This window comes from Janthinobacterium sp. BJB401 (genome assembly GCF_013372745.1).
GTDB lineage: Bacteria > Pseudomonadota > Gammaproteobacteria > Burkholderiales > Burkholderiaceae_D > Janthinobacterium > Janthinobacterium rivuli.
On the sequence record NZ_JABXFH010000002.1, the window covers coordinates 211,892 to 224,783 of the forward strand.

At 61.0% G+C, this 12,892-nt stretch carries 14 protein-coding genes; 9 read left to right on the plus strand and 5 right to left on the minus strand.

What is annotated here, in order from left to right; all coding sequences use genetic code 11:
* Nucleotides 1-42: 42 nt before the first annotated feature.
* From HWE17_RS02645 to HWE17_RS02680, 8 genes are all read left to right on the plus strand, one after another.
* Nucleotides 43-1,053 carry an SIS domain-containing protein gene (locus HWE17_RS02645; RefSeq protein WP_176387716.1) on the plus strand — a complete coding sequence of 337 codons (1,011 nt, stop codon included), beginning with the start codon at nucleotides 43-45 and terminating at the stop codon, nucleotides 1,051-1,053.
* Nucleotides 1,053-1,586: an HAD family hydrolase gene (locus tag HWE17_RS02650; RefSeq protein WP_176387717.1), complete on the plus strand. Its 534-nt coding sequence runs from the start codon at nucleotides 1,053-1,055 to the stop codon at nucleotides 1,584-1,586. The genes HWE17_RS02645 and HWE17_RS02650 overlap by 1 nt, the downstream gene beginning before the upstream one ends.
* Before the next feature lie 42 nt (nucleotides 1,587-1,628).
* Entirely contained in the window at nucleotides 1,629-2,240 is a 612-nt protein-coding gene (gene lptC, locus HWE17_RS02655) for an LPS export ABC transporter periplasmic protein LptC (RefSeq protein WP_035824112.1), read from the plus strand.
* 25 nt (nucleotides 2,241-2,265) lie between these two features.
* The gene (gene lptA, locus HWE17_RS02660) at nucleotides 2,266-2,847 is read left to right on the plus strand and encodes a lipopolysaccharide transport periplasmic protein LptA (protein WP_035824115.1); all 582 of its coding nucleotides are present in this window, start codon (nucleotides 2,266-2,268) and stop codon (nucleotides 2,845-2,847) included.
* Entirely contained in the window at nucleotides 2,847-3,602 is a 756-nt protein-coding gene (gene lptB, locus HWE17_RS02665; protein ID WP_035824117.1) for an LPS export ABC transporter ATP-binding protein, read from the plus strand. The genes lptA and lptB overlap by 1 nt, the downstream gene beginning before the upstream one ends.
* A 4-nt stretch (nucleotides 3,603-3,606) precedes the next feature.
* Nucleotides 3,607-5,085: an RNA polymerase factor sigma-54 gene (locus HWE17_RS02670; protein WP_101483626.1), complete on the plus strand. Its 1,479-nt coding sequence runs from the start codon at nucleotides 3,607-3,609 to the stop codon at nucleotides 5,083-5,085.
* Between the two features lie 69 nt (nucleotides 5,086-5,154).
* Nucleotides 5,155-5,517, plus strand: a complete 363-nt coding sequence (gene raiA, locus HWE17_RS02675) for a ribosome-associated translation inhibitor RaiA (protein ID WP_035824124.1) — start codon at nucleotides 5,155-5,157, stop codon at nucleotides 5,515-5,517.
* 135 nt (nucleotides 5,518-5,652) lie between these two features.
* Nucleotides 5,653-6,738 (plus strand): enoyl-CoA hydratase/isomerase family protein, encoded by a 1,086-nt coding sequence (locus HWE17_RS02680; protein WP_176387718.1) that lies wholly within the window; start codon nucleotides 5,653-5,655, stop codon nucleotides 6,736-6,738.
* On the opposite strand, the gene rapZ is transcribed toward HWE17_RS02680, so the two are convergent.
* The 5 genes from rapZ to ilvA all read right to left on the minus strand — a co-directional run bounded on the left by rapZ (nucleotide 6,739) and on the right by ilvA (nucleotide 12,018).
* Nucleotides 6,739-7,602 (minus strand): RNase adapter RapZ, encoded by an 864-nt coding sequence (gene rapZ, locus HWE17_RS02685; protein ID WP_035824128.1) that lies wholly within the window; start codon nucleotides 7,600-7,602, stop codon nucleotides 6,739-6,741.
* A gap of 117 nt (nucleotides 7,603-7,719) precedes the next feature.
* Nucleotides 7,720-8,655 (minus strand): HPr(Ser) kinase/phosphatase, encoded by a 936-nt coding sequence (hprK, locus tag HWE17_RS02690; protein ID WP_034753337.1) that lies wholly within the window; start codon nucleotides 8,653-8,655, stop codon nucleotides 7,720-7,722.
* Between the two features lie 36 nt (nucleotides 8,656-8,691).
* Nucleotides 8,692-9,174, minus strand: coding sequence for a PTS sugar transporter subunit IIA (locus HWE17_RS02695; protein WP_034753339.1), 483 nt, complete (start codon nucleotides 9,172-9,174; stop codon nucleotides 8,692-8,694).
* Nucleotides 9,175-9,521: 347 nt separating this feature from the next.
* The gene (gene queF, locus HWE17_RS02700; protein WP_176387764.1) at nucleotides 9,522-10,364 is read right to left on the minus strand and encodes an NADPH-dependent 7-cyano-7-deazaguanine reductase QueF; all 843 of its coding nucleotides are present in this window, start codon (nucleotides 10,362-10,364) and stop codon (nucleotides 9,522-9,524) included.
* 118 nt (nucleotides 10,365-10,482) lie between these two features.
* Complete coding sequence (gene ilvA / locus HWE17_RS02705; RefSeq protein WP_034753344.1) at nucleotides 10,483-12,018, minus strand: threonine ammonia-lyase, biosynthetic; 1,536 nt, start codon at nucleotides 12,016-12,018, stop codon at nucleotides 10,483-10,485.
* A gap of 201 nt (nucleotides 12,019-12,219) precedes the next feature.
* On the opposite strand from ilvA, the gene HWE17_RS02710 reads away from it, so the two are divergent.
* Nucleotides 12,220-12,711, plus strand: coding sequence for a YqaA family protein (locus HWE17_RS02710; RefSeq protein ID WP_035824134.1), 492 nt, complete (start codon nucleotides 12,220-12,222; stop codon nucleotides 12,709-12,711).
* Nucleotides 12,712-12,892: the final 181 nt, after the last annotated feature.

Below are 12,892 nucleotides of genomic sequence, written 5' to 3' on the forward strand. Positions count from 1 at the left end.
TTCGTTTATACTTTGGGCATGAGTGTAACCCATGAAAAAACAATGCTGAAAGCTTTTGATCGAATTGACATGCAAGCGACGACCGAGCGCGCTGTCGCGCTGGCCCGCACCACCTTGCAGATCGAGTCCGACGCCATCGTTGCGCTGCACGCGCGCCTGGCCACGGACGACAGCGTGGGCCGCGCCGTGGCGCTGTTGCTGCAATGCAAAGGAAGAGTCGTCGTCTCGGGCATCGGCAAATCCGGCCATATCGCGCGCAAGATTGCCGCCACCCTCGCTTCCACCGGCACGCCGGCCCTGTTCGTGCATCCGGCCGAAGCTGCCCATGGCGACCTGGGCATGGTCACCTCGGAAGATGCTTTTATTGCCATATCGTACTCCGGCGAGTCGTCGGAACTGATGGCCATCATGCCCGTCGTCAAGCGCATGGGCGGCGTGCTCATTTCCATGACGGGTAAACCGAATTCCAGCCTGGCCCAGCTGGCCGACGTGCACCTGGATGTTTCTGTTGAAAAAGAAGCCTGTCCGCTGAACCTGGCGCCGACGGCCAGCACCACCGTCACCCTGGCCCTGGGCGACGCGCTCGCCGTGGCCTTGCTCGACTTGCGCGGCTTCAAGGAAGAAGATTTCGCCCGCTCGCATCCGGGTGGTGCCCTGGGCCGCCGCCTGCTCACGCACGTGCATGACGTCATGCGCAGCGGCGAACGGGTGCCGCAAGTGCCCGTGCAGGCATCCCTGCTGCAGGCGCTGGAAGAAATGACGAAGAAGGGCATGGGCATGACGGCCGTCGTCGACGCGGACAACCGCCCTGTGGGCGTGTTTACGGATGGCGACTTGCGCCGCATGTTCGAGCGCGTGCAGGATTTCACGCAAGTGGCGATCCGCGACGTCATGCATGCGCAGCCGCGCAGCATCGCGCCCGAACGCCTGGCCGTCGATGCCGTGGCCGTGATGGAGCAGTTCCGCATCAACCAGATGCTGGTCGTCGATGCCGACGGCAAGCTGGTGGGCGCGCTGCATATCCATGATTTGACGCAAGCGAAGGTGATCTGATGGACAGCGTAGCGGACAATCTGGCACGCGCGGCCAAGGTCAGACTGATGATCTTTGACGTCGATGGCGTGCTCACCGACGGCAGCCTGCATTTCGGCCCGGACGGCGAGATGATGAAAACGTTTAATGTGTATGATGGCCTGGGCATCAAGCTGCTGCAGGAATCGGGCGTGCAGACGGCCATCATCAGCGCGCGCCGCTCGGCCATCACGGCGCGCCGCGCGCAGGACCTGGGCATTACCCATGTGCACCAGGGCGGCCACGACAAGCTGACGCCGTTTCGCGAACTGCTGGCGCTGACGGGCTTGACGGAAGAGCAATGCGGCTATATCGGCGACGACGTCATCGATGCCCCCATCCTGAAGCGCGTCGGTTTTGCCGTCAGCGTGCCGGGCGGGCGTCCGGAAGTGCAGGGCCTGGCGCACCATGTGACGCAGGCCGGCGGCGGCCGCGGCGCCGTGCGCGAGATCTGCGAATTCCTGCTGCGCGCCCAGGACAACTATGTGCGCGTCATGGCGCCGTTCCTGGAGTGAGGCGCGCCTTGCCGCCAGTGATATTGGAAAGTGTGAAACCCTATGCGTAAGCCAGGAGGCGCCCATCGCTGGCGCACGATTTTTACCCTGCTGGGCGCGGTTGTTGTCGCGCTGGCCAGCTTTTGGCTGCTCGAAGTGATGAACAAGAATAGCCAGGACATCAAGGCCAGCAAACATTTGGATGAGCCCGATTATTTCATCACCAATTTCAGCCTGGTGCGCATGGATTTGACGGGCAAACCCAGCTATATCGTGTCGGGCACCAAGCTCACGCATTATCCGGCCGACGATTCGTCCGATATCGACCAGCCCTTCGTGCGCAAGCTCACGCCAGGCATGCCGCCGTTGAACATGAACGCGGAACTGGCGCATATCGACCAGGACAATACCCGGCTGCAACTGCACCGCAAGGTCGTGATCGACCGCGTGGCCAGTCCGAAGGCGCAGAACCTGACAGTCAGGACGGAAGCGCTGACGGTGTTCCCGGATGAGGAAAGAATGGAAACGGACGTGCCTGTCGATATCCTGACGGGCGCCTCGCGCCTCAATGGCGTCGGCATGAAGGCCAATAACGCCACCGGCGTGGTGGAAGTGCAGAATGCGCTGCGCATGGTCCTACCGCCGAAACCGCGCCCGGCCGCGGCGGCAAAATGACAGAATGAAACAAGGAAACCATACTATGAAGAAGATCTTGCTGTTGACCGTATTTTCCCTGGCCATCATGGGCGTGGCGCATGCCGAGAAGGCCGATTCCGAGAAGGAAGCCGTCATCACGGCACGCAGCGGCCACGTCGATGACGTCAAGCAGGTGCGCACCCTGACGGGCGACGTCGTGCTGGTGAAGGGCACCCTGACCATGAAGGCGGGCCGGGCCCTGATCACGGAAGATCCGCAAGGCTACCAGTTCATTACCTTCTGGGCCGATCCCGGCAAGCTGGCCACCTTCCGCCAGAAGCGCGATGGCGCGGGCGACCTGTGGGTCGAAGGCGAAGCGGAGCGCGTGGAATACGACAACAAGACGGAAGTGGTGAAACTGTTTTCCCGGGCCAAGTTGACGCGCCTGGAAGGCACGAAAGTGACCGACGTGGCCAACGGCGCCTTCATCTCGTATGACAGCCGCAAGGAAGTGTTTGCGATGGAAAATTCCAACAGCGGCACCAGCACGCCCGATGGCGGCAGCGTGCGCATGGTGATCCAGCCGAAGACCAAGGCGCCGGCGGCGGAGAAAGCGCCGGCCACGCCCGCGCCAGGAAAGAAATAATGGAAAATACACGTTGCGGCAGCACCCTGATCGTTCGCGGTCTGCAAAAAACCTATGGCAAGCGGCAAGTCGTGCATGATGTCTCGCTGCAAGTCGAATGCGGCGAAGTGGTGGGGTTGCTGGGCCCGAACGGTGCCGGCAAGACCACCTCGTTCTACATGATCGTCGGCCTGGTGCCGTCCGATGGCGGCAGCATCGATATCAGCGGCGTGGACATTTCCAGCCTGCCGATCCACCGCCGCGCGCAGATGGGCCTGTCCTACCTGCCGCAGGAAGCGTCCGTCTTTCGCAAGCTGACGGTGGAAGACAATATCCGCGCCGTGCTGGAAATCCAGACCGTCGAAGGCCGTCCTTTGAAGAAGGCCGAGATCGAGGAGCGCCTGGATAAATTGCTGGCCGACTTGCAGATTGAAAAGTTGCGCGAGAACCAGGCCTTGTCCCTGTCGGGCGGCGAGCGCCGCCGCGTGGAAATCGCCCGTGCGCTGGCCACCGATCCCCGTTTCGTGCTGCTCGACGAGCCGTTCGCCGGCGTCGATCCGATCGCCGTGATCGAGATCCAGCGCATCGTGCGTTTCTTGAAGGAGCGCAATATCGGCGTGCTGATCACCGATCATAATGTGCGCGAGACGCTGGGTATCTGCGACCGTGCCTACATCATCAACCAGGGCTCGGTGCTGGCGTCGGGACGCCCCGACGACATCATCGCGAACGAGTCGGTACGCCGGGTCTATCTGGGCGAACACTTCCGCATGTAAGCCAATGAAACAATCATTGCAGCTGCGCACTTCGCAGCACCTGGCACTGACGCCGCAGTTGCAGCAATCGATACGCCTGTTGCAATTGTCTACCCTGGAATTGCACCAGGAACTAGAGCAATTGCTGACGGACAATCCCTTGCTCGAACGCCTCGATGATCCGCTCGACCGTTCGCTGCGCCTGCTGTCCGATGGCGCCTTGAGTTCCACGGCGGCGCCGGCCGAAGCGCCGCCCCAGCCGCCAGGCCAGGAAGCGCCCGCCGCGCCGGCCGAAGCGGAAACTTTTGATGGCGAGGCGGGCGACAGTCCGGCCGCAGCCGAGGGCGGCGACAGCGACTGGAGCGAGGCGAGCCGCGGCAAGGCGCCCGACGACGAAGATTCGCGTCCGCAATTGGAAGCCCATCACTGCACCCTGCGTGAGCACCTGATGGAGCAGATGCGCGTGACGGTGCTTGAATTGCGCGACCGCGCACTGGTCGAGCTGATCATCGACGCGCTCGACGACAATGGCTACCTGGAAGAGTCGCTCGACGACATCCTGGCGCGCCTGCCGGAAGAGCTGGAAATCGACGCCGACGAGATGCGCACGGCCTTGTCGCTGCTGCAAAGTTTCGATCCGCCGGGCGTGGGCGCGCGCAATGCGTCCGAATGCCTGGCCCTGCAAATCAAGCGCTTGCCGCACATCGCCATGGTGACGCGGCGCATGGCCCTCGTCATCGTGGAAAAGCACCTGGCCTGGTTTGCCCAGCGCGATTTCAACAAGCTGAAAAAAGCCCTCGATTGCGACGATGAAGACTTGCGCGAGGCGCAGACGGTGATTCGCCAGTGCAATCCGCATCCGGGTGCCGTATTCGCCTCGGACGTGTCCGATTACGTGGTGCCCGACGTCGTCGTCAAGCGCGCGCGCAATGGCTGGCAAGTGACCCTGAACAACGACGTCATGCCGCGCCTGCGCGTCAACGCCATGTACGCCAACCTGCTCAAGCAGGGCAAGGGCGAGGGCGCCATGGGCGCACAGTTGCAGGAAGCCAAGTGGCTGATCAAGAATATGCGCCAGCGCTTCGACACCATCCTGCGCGTGGCACAGGCGATAGTAGAAAGACAAAAGAACTTTTTCTCGCATGGGGCCGTTGCCATGCGCCCCCTTGTGCTCCGTGAAATAGCTGATACACTGGGTTTACACGAGAGTACTATCTCGCGGGTAACAACTCAAAAGTACATGCTGACCCCGCACGGCATGTTCGAGTTGAAATATTTCTTTGGTAGCCACGTCGCCACCGAAGCGGGGGGCGAAGCGTCATCGACGGCGATACGGGCATTGATCGTGCAACTGACAGGAGCAGAAGACCCTAAAAATCCTTTATCCGACAGTAAGATTGCGGACATGCTGGGGGAACAAGGCATGGTGATTGCGCGACGTACTGTTGCCAAATACCGGGAAGCGTTGAAAATTCCGCCAGTGAGCCTGCGTAAGTGTTTGTAAGTTTTTTTCGGTTCCTCTGCGGGCCGGATAGGATGGACCGCACGAACCCGATCATCTTTAGGAGTGTGTATGAATCTCACCATCAGCGGACATCATCTCGAAGTGACACCAGCCATCCGTGAATACGTACAAACGAAGCTGGAGCGCGTGAAACGTCATTTCGATCAAGTTATCGATATCGCCGTGATTCTGACCGTGGATAACCTCAAAGAGAAAGAAAAACGTCAAAAGGCTGAAGTCAACCTGCGTTTGAGTGGCAAGACTGTCTATGTGGAAAGCCTGGCGCACGACCTGTACGCCGCGATCGATACCCTGATCGACAAGCTCGATAGGCAAGTGATGAAATACAAAACCAAAGTGCAAGGGCACGGTAAAGAGGCGATCAAGCATCTGCCAGACAACTCCGAGGAAGACGCCGTCGTCGCCGTTTAAGGCCACCCGCTTCCAGCAGTTGTGATCAACTAAGGGCGCACATCTTGCGCCCTTTTTTGCGCCTGGACCTGTTGAACGCAATCTTCCCCGCGCAAGGGCTAGAATGTTTGCACTTTCACTTCTTTCCTGCCTGCCATGAGCGACTTCGTCCAGACCTCCATCCGCAACCGCACCGGGCACATCGTGCTCGACCGTCCGAAAGCCTTGAATTCCCTGTCGCTGGAGATGGTGCGCGCCCTGAGCGCGGTCCTGCTGGCCTGGCGCGACGATCCGCACGTGGACGCCGTCGTTATTCGATCGAGCAGCGAAAAAGCCCTGTGCGCCGGCGGCGACATCCGCTTCTTTTACGATGCGGGCCTTGCCACGCCGCAAGGCGGCAGCGCCTTGCTGGAAGATTTCTTTACGGAAGAATACGCCTTAAATCATGTGATTCATTTCTATCCGAAACCGTATATTGCCGTGATGGACGGCGTGGTGATGGGCGGCGGCATGGGCGTGGCGCAAGCCGGGCCAGGCAACCGCCTGCGCATCGTCACGGGCCGCACGCGCATGGCCATGCCGGAAGTTAATATCGGCTTGTTCCCCGACGTGGGCGGCAGTTATTTCCTGTCCCGCCTGGCCGGCCAGCTGGGCCTGTACCTGGGCTTGACGGGCCTGACCATCAACGCGGCCGACGCCCTGTACACGGGTCTGGCCGATGTCTACCTGCCCGAGGCGCAGATGGGGGCGCTGCTGGCCCTGTTCGACTCGACGCCGGGCGAGGCCTTGCCGGTGGCCATCAAGGCGCTGGCGGCGCCGTTCCAGGCCGGGGCGGGGGTATCTTCCCTGGCGACGGCGCGCGCGGCGCTGGACCGCCATTTCGGCGCGCCGTCCGTGGCTGCCATCATGGCCTCGCTGGCGCAGGACGACAGCGCATTCGCCACCAAGGCGCTGGCGGCCATGCGCCTGCGTTCGCCCTTGATGATGTCGGTGACCCTGGAATTGCTGCAGCGGGGCGCTCACCTGGGCGTGGCCGATTGCCTGCGTCTGGAGCGCACGGTGGTGCGCCATAACTTCGAGCATGGCGAAGTGCTCGAAGGCGTGCGCGCGCTGGTGGTCGACAAGGACAATGCGCCGCGCTGGAATCCTGCCAGCCTGGACGAGGTCGACACGGCCAAGGTGGCGCGCTTCTTTGCCCCCGTCTGGCCGGCTCAAGCGCATCCGCTGCGCCACCTGAATTAACTAGGAGCGTTCGCGGTGGCGCAGCACGACTCTTTCGTTGGGGCCGAAGTACTGCGCCAGCCGTTCCGCCATGTACACGGAACGGTGCTGGCCGCCCGTGCAACCGAGCGCCACCGTCAGGTAGCTGCGGTTGTCGGATTTGAATGACGGCAACCATTTTTCGATGAAGGCGCGGATGTCTGCCAGCAGTTCCAGCGCGCTCGGCTGCGCGTCGAGGAAGGCGATCACGGGCGCGTCGCGGCCGTCGAGCGGGCGCAGCGCCAGGTCGTAATAGGGATTCGGCAAGGCCCGCACGTCGAAGACGAAATCGGCGTCCAGCGGCACGCCCAGCTTGAAGGCGAACGATTCGAAGAACAGGGTCAGCGGCGCGCGCTCGGAGGCGACGATATCCTTGATCCAGGCACGCAGCTTGTTGGCGCTCAGTTCCGACGTATCGATCACATGGCCCAGCTGTTCGATGGCCGACAGGCGTTCGCGTTCTTCCGAGATGCACTCGATCAGGGTGCGGCGGCTGGCGGGATTCTGGTTCGGACGCAATTCGTGCGACAGCGGATGGCTGCGCCGCGTTTCCGAGAAGCGCGCCACCAGCGAATGCGTGGTCGCCGTCAGGAACATGACCTTGACGTCGTGCCCCTGGTCGCGCAGCAGAGCCACATTGTGCGGCAGGCTGGTCAGCGACTCGGCGCTGCGCGCATCGACGGCGACGGCCAGTTGCGGTGTGCCTTCGTCGAGCAGGGTTTGCACCAGGCTGGGCAGCAAGGCCGGTGGCAGGTTGTCGACACAATAGTAACCGGTATCTTCCAGCACATTGAGCGCGACGGATTTACCGGAGCCGGATATTCCGGTGATAAGGACGATATGCATACGCCGATCATACAATAAAGATCGACGCTCTGCTCCCAAGGCAATTATCTTTACAAATTATTGCAATTATTGTTCGAGTCAATGTGGGGTCAGACCCGTCGGGTCGGACCCCGGTAATTAATCGCCACTCATTGCCAAACGTTGCCGCTCCATGAACTCCTGCAAGGTATCGATGCCGCGCAGTTGCAGAATCGTATTGCGCACGGCCGCTTCCAGCAGCACGGCAATGTTGCGGCCGGCGGCGACGGGGATGACGACCTTGCGCACGGGCAAGCCCAGCACGTCTTCCGTGGGGAACAGGAAGGGCAGGCGCTCGACTTCTTCTTCCAGCGCGTTGCGGCGCACCAGGTGGACGATCAGCTTCAGGCGCATCTTGCGGCGCACGGCCGTTTCGCCAAAGATGGCCTTGATGTCGAGTAAACCCAGTCCCCGCACTTCCAGCAGGTTTTGCAGCAGCGGCGGGCAGCGGCCTTCGATCATGTTGGGCGCGATGCGCGAGAATTCGACGGCGTCGTCGGCCACCAGGCCGTGGCTGCGTGAAATCAGCTCCAGGCCCAGCTCGCTCTTGCCCAGGCCCGAATCGCCCGTGATCAGCACGCCCACGCCCAGCACGTCCATGAACACGCCATGCATGATGATGCGTTGCGCCAGCTTTTTCGACAGGTAGACGCGCAGGAAGTCGATCACTTGCGCGGCCGGCAGCGGGGTGGAGAACAGGGGGATGTTTTGCTCGTCGCAGATGGCGAGGATGTCGGGCGGCGTTTCCAGCCCCTGCGCAATGATCAGCGCGGGCGGCCCGCCGGCGATCAGCTCGCCAATCACGTGGGTGCGCGTGTTGACCTTCAGGCGCTGGTAGTAATTGATTTCCTGGTGGCCAAAGACCTGGATGCGGCCCGGATGGATCAGGTTCAAGTGGCCCACCTGGTCGGCGGCCGACGAGACGTCGCCCGAGATCAGGCGCTCGCCGCCGGGGAAGCCGGCGAACCAGCCCAGTTGCAGACTTTCACGATTGTCGTCGTACAGGCGTTGTATCGTCAGCGGCGTTTGCAACATGGCAGTCTTCTTCAGGAGTGGAGGAATACCTGAAGTTTAACCCGCCGCTTGCAGACTGGGTTGCCAATTGACGATGCGCGAATGCACGGATTTCGGTTCCGGATCCGTGGCCAGCGCCGTACGGAAGGCATCGTCGGAAAACATTTCGGCGATTTCCGACAGGATTTCCAGATGTTGCTGGGTGACATGATCGGGAATCAGCAGGAAAAACAGCAGATTGACGGGCTTGCCATCGGGCGACTCGAACGGAATCGGCTCGGCCAGACGCACGAAGGCGCCCAGCGGCGATTTCAAGGTTTTGCTGCCCTTGACTCTGCCATGCGGCACGGCCACGCCATGGCCCAGGCCAGTCGAGCCCAGGCGTTCGCGGGCAAACAGATTGTCCGAGACGGTAGAGCGGGCGATGCCGTAATTGTTTTCGAAGATCAGGCCGGCTTGCTCGAAGGCGCGCTTTTTACTGGAGACTTCCAGGTCCAGCAGGACGTTTTCGAGGGATAATATTTTGCTAAGATTAGTCATGACACTCAATGAAATGGTGCAATGCGCAGAGGGCTTGCGAGCCGAATTATAGGCCTGTTTCGGCGGCCTGTAACGCCAATTCTCAACAGTATACGCCCGCTGCGGGCGCAGTGGGCGCTACAGCCCGCGTAGCCATCATTTTAGCAAAAAAATAACATCGGCATGTATCGGCTATTTCCTGATTAAAAACACGCGGCGCACCGGTTTTTCCGCCGCCGAATGCCGATTTTCCGATTTTTCACCGTCTGTGACATGCTCTGCGGCACTACTGCAACGTTGTTTTAAAACACAGTCAACATTCCTGTTGGCATGGTTTCGTGGTGTTGCGCGATGTTACTCAATCAATGTTACTGGCGCGCATTGCGCAGATTGCCCGGCATCGCTCCCGTGCTGAAGTTGCTGCGCCAGGGATTGATATCGAGGCCGCCGCGGCGCGTATAGCGCGCATACACGGACAGTTTTTGCGGCTTGCACTGGCGCAAGATATCGACAAAGATGCGCTCCACGCATTGCTCGTGGAATTCATTGTGCTCGCGGAAACCGATCAGGTAGCGCAACAGGCTTTCCTGGTTGATCTGCGGTCCCGCATACTCGATCTGCACGCTGCCCCAGTCGGGCTGGCCCGTCACCAGGCAATTCGATTTGAGCAGGTGCGAAACGAGTTTTTCTTCCACGGGCGCATCATCGAACGCCGCCTTCAAGAGCTGCGGCGAGGGCGTGTATTGCGTGATTTCCAGATCCAGGCGGTCGAGCAGCACGCCGTTGAATTCGCCCATTTTCAGCTTGCCGAAATCTTCCTGCAAGGTCAGTTCCACGTGCACGGGCGCGCCGAAACCGTTCGATAAATCCTGCTTGAGCAGGGCCAGCAGCGCATCCGCGCTATCGAGCTTGGTCTGGTTGAACGAGTTCAGGTACAGCTTGAACGATTTCGATTCGATGATGTTGGGCGAATCGGCCGGCGCGCTGACCTTGGCAATGGCCACCTGCGGCTTGCCGCGCTGATTCAGCCACGACAGTTCATACGCATTCCAGATATCGAGGCCGAAGAAGGGCAAAGTGCCGTGCAGTTCCAGCTCGTCGCGCTTGCCCTGGCGCGGAATCGGAAACAGCAATTCCGGCGCGTAATCGGTGCGGTAGGCGGAGCTTTTGCCCAGGGGAGACAGTTCGGCGAGATCGTTGGTGGTGGTCATGGTCGTGTGGCGTAGTTCGGTCAAGGACGCATGGTAGCCTATTTCAACCCAACGGCAAGGACCGGGGTCGGACCCTGCAGGGTCCGACCCCAGCATTTGCAGTTGGGTTACTAACTATTTACCCCAGGAACAGTTTGTACACAGGATTGCTGCTCTCATCCCAGTAACGGTAGCCCAGGGTATCGAGGAAGCGGGCGAACTCTCCCATCTCGTCTGGCGGCACTTGCAGGCCGATCAGGATGCGGCCCACGTCGCCGCCCTGGCTGCGGTAGTGGCAAAGTGAAATATTCCAGTTCGGCGCCATGCTGTCGAGGAAGCGCATCAGTGCACCCGGCCGTTCGGGGAACTCGAAGCGGTACAGCAGCTCGTCTTGCGCCAGCCGGCTCTTGCCGCCGACCAGGTGGCGGATGTGCGACTTGGCCAGCTCGTCGTGGGTCAGGTCCAGGGTCTTGAATTCGTGTTCCTCGAAAGTCTTGGCCAGCACGCTCGACTCATGCCGGTCGGCAATTTGAATGCCGACGAACACGTGCGCGGCTTTTTCATCGCTGATGCGATAGTTAAATTCCGTCACGTTGCGCGCGCCGATGAGCGAGCAGAAGCGCTTGAAGCTGCCCCGCTGTTCGCGCATGGTGACGGCAAACACGGCTTCGCGGAATTCGCCCAGTTCAGCCCGTTCCGCCACAAAACGCAGCCGGTCGAAATTCATGTTCGCGCCGCTGGCGATGGTGACCAGGGTTTCATTGTTGACGGGATGCTTGGTCAGGCTGGCCCGTTCCACATAGGCCTTGGCGCCGGCGATGGCCAGTGCGCCCGATGGTTCCAGGATGGAGCGCGTGTCCGTAAACACATCCTTGATGGCGGCGCAGATGGCGTCCGTGTCGACCGTGATGATTTCATCGACATACGCCTGCACCAGGCGGAAGGTTTCCTCGCCGGCAAGGCGCACGGCCGTGCCGTCGGCAAACAGGCCCACGTCGTTCAGGGTCACGCGTTCGCCGGCCTTGAGCGAGCGGGCCATGGCGTTCGAATCGACGCTTTGCACGCCGATGATCTTGATGTCGGGACGAATCTGTTTCACGTAGGCGGCAATGCCGGCGATCAAGCCGCCGCCGCCGATGGGGGCGAAGATGGCGTGGATGGGGCCGGCATGCTGGCGCAGGATTTCCATGCCGATCGTGCCTTGGCCGGCGATCACGTCCGGGTCGTCGAACGGGTGCACGAAGGTCAGCTTCTGTTCCTTTTCCAGGGTCAGCGCATGGTTGTAGGCATCCGTGTAGGACTCGCCGTGCAGCACCACTTCCACGTTCACGCCGCCGCGCCCCTTGACCGCCTCGACTTTCACCAGCGGCGTGGTGGTCGGCATGACGATGACGGCGCGGCAACCCATGCGCGCGGCCGACAGGGCCACACCCTGGGCATGGTTGCCGGCCGAGGCGCAAATCACGCCGCGTTTGCGTTCCGCTTCGCTGAGCTTGGACATCTTGTTGTAGGCGCCACGAATCTTGAAACTGAACACGCTTTGCATGTCTTCGCGCTTGAAGTAAATCTGGTTGTTCAGGCGCTGCGACAGGGCAGGGGCCAGTTCCAGCGGCGTTTCAGTAGCGACGTCATAGACGCGGGCGGTCAGGATTTTCTTGAGGTAGTCGATGTTCATAGTCTGCAAGCAAGTGATTCTGGGCCAGAAAGGGTCTGGAGCGTGTCGGGCGATAGCGGCGGCGCCGCGGCGGATAGCCTGGCGACAATAATGCTCTGTGGAACTGCGGGCGGGTATGCCTTTGCCGGCCGGCGCGGATTGTGCGGCGCGCAAGCTGCTCTTCATTATAATGGAGAGCCTTACCGCATCGCGAAGTGTTCCATGATCGAATCCGCAATCGCCTGGCTGCTGCAGCTGATCGCAGCGCCGGAAGTCGGGCTGACATCGGTCTTTCTGATCAGCTTTATTTCCGCCACCTTGTTGCCGCTCGGCTCGGAGCCGGCCGTGTTTGCCGTCATCAAGGCCAATCCCGCGCTGTTCTGGGCCGCCATCGGCGTCGCCACCCTGGGCAACACCCTGGGCGGCATCGTCGACTACTGGCTCGGCTACCGGGCCAAGCAGGCGTTTGCCAAGGAGCGCGACACGCGCTGGTTCCGCTGGCTGGCCCGCTATGGCGCCAAGACCATGCTGCTGGCCTGGCTGCCCATCGTGGGCGACCCCCTGTGCACCCTGGCAGGCTGGCTCAAGCTGCCGTTCTGGCCCAGCGTGGCCTACATGGCCGTCGGCAAGTGCGCGCGCTACCTGACCATGACGGGCTTGCTGCTCTACGTGCCTGATGGCGTATGGCACCGGATTGGACAAATGCTGGCGTAGTGGCACGCAAACGGGGCGTAATGCAACGCCAGTTTGCCCCATTTTTGGGCAGTTCGATAGTTTGTAGTAGAGTCCTGTTCTTGGCATTTTTGCGTCGAAAAATCAGCAAGTCTGGTTTTTTATTCATGAAAAATAGGGCTTTTCCATATTTGCTATGGTAGCGGATGAGGTGCTTAAACCT

Coding starts and splice junctions, on each gene's coding strand:
- HWE17_RS02645 (WP_176387716.1), top strand. CDS start 43: ATGCTGAAAGCTTTTGATCGAATTGACATGCAAGCGACGACCGAGCGC.
- queF (WP_176387764.1), bottom strand. CDS start 10,364: ATGACCACCACCAACGATCTCGCCGAACTGTCTCCCCTGGGCAAAAGC.
- raiA (WP_035824124.1), top strand. CDS start 5,155: ATGAATCTCACCATCAGCGGACATCATCTCGAAGTGACACCAGCCATC.
- lptA (WP_035824115.1), top strand. CDS start 2,266: ATGAAGAAGATCTTGCTGTTGACCGTATTTTCCCTGGCCATCATGGGC.
- HWE17_RS02710 (WP_035824134.1), top strand. CDS start 12,220: ATGATCGAATCCGCAATCGCCTGGCTGCTGCAGCTGATCGCAGCGCCG.
- hprK (WP_034753337.1), bottom strand. CDS start 8,655: ATGTTGCAAACGCCGCTGACGATACAACGCCTGTACGACGACAATCGT.
- lptB (WP_035824117.1), top strand. CDS start 2,847: ATGGAAAATACACGTTGCGGCAGCACCCTGATCGTTCGCGGTCTGCAA.
- HWE17_RS02650 (WP_176387717.1), top strand. CDS start 1,053: ATGGACAGCGTAGCGGACAATCTGGCACGCGCGGCCAAGGTCAGACTG.
- HWE17_RS02670 (WP_101483626.1), top strand. CDS start 3,607: ATGAAACAATCATTGCAGCTGCGCACTTCGCAGCACCTGGCACTGACG.
- HWE17_RS02680 (WP_176387718.1), top strand. CDS start 5,653: ATGAGCGACTTCGTCCAGACCTCCATCCGCAACCGCACCGGGCACATC.
- rapZ (WP_035824128.1), bottom strand. CDS start 7,602: ATGCATATCGTCCTTATCACCGGAATATCCGGCTCCGGTAAATCCGTC.
- lptC (WP_035824112.1), top strand. CDS start 1,629: ATGCGTAAGCCAGGAGGCGCCCATCGCTGGCGCACGATTTTTACCCTG.
- HWE17_RS02695 (WP_034753339.1), bottom strand. CDS start 9,174: ATGACTAATCTTAGCAAAATATTATCCCTCGAAAACGTCCTGCTGGAC.
- ilvA (WP_034753344.1), bottom strand. CDS start 12,018: ATGAACATCGACTACCTCAAGAAAATCCTGACCGCCCGCGTCTATGAC.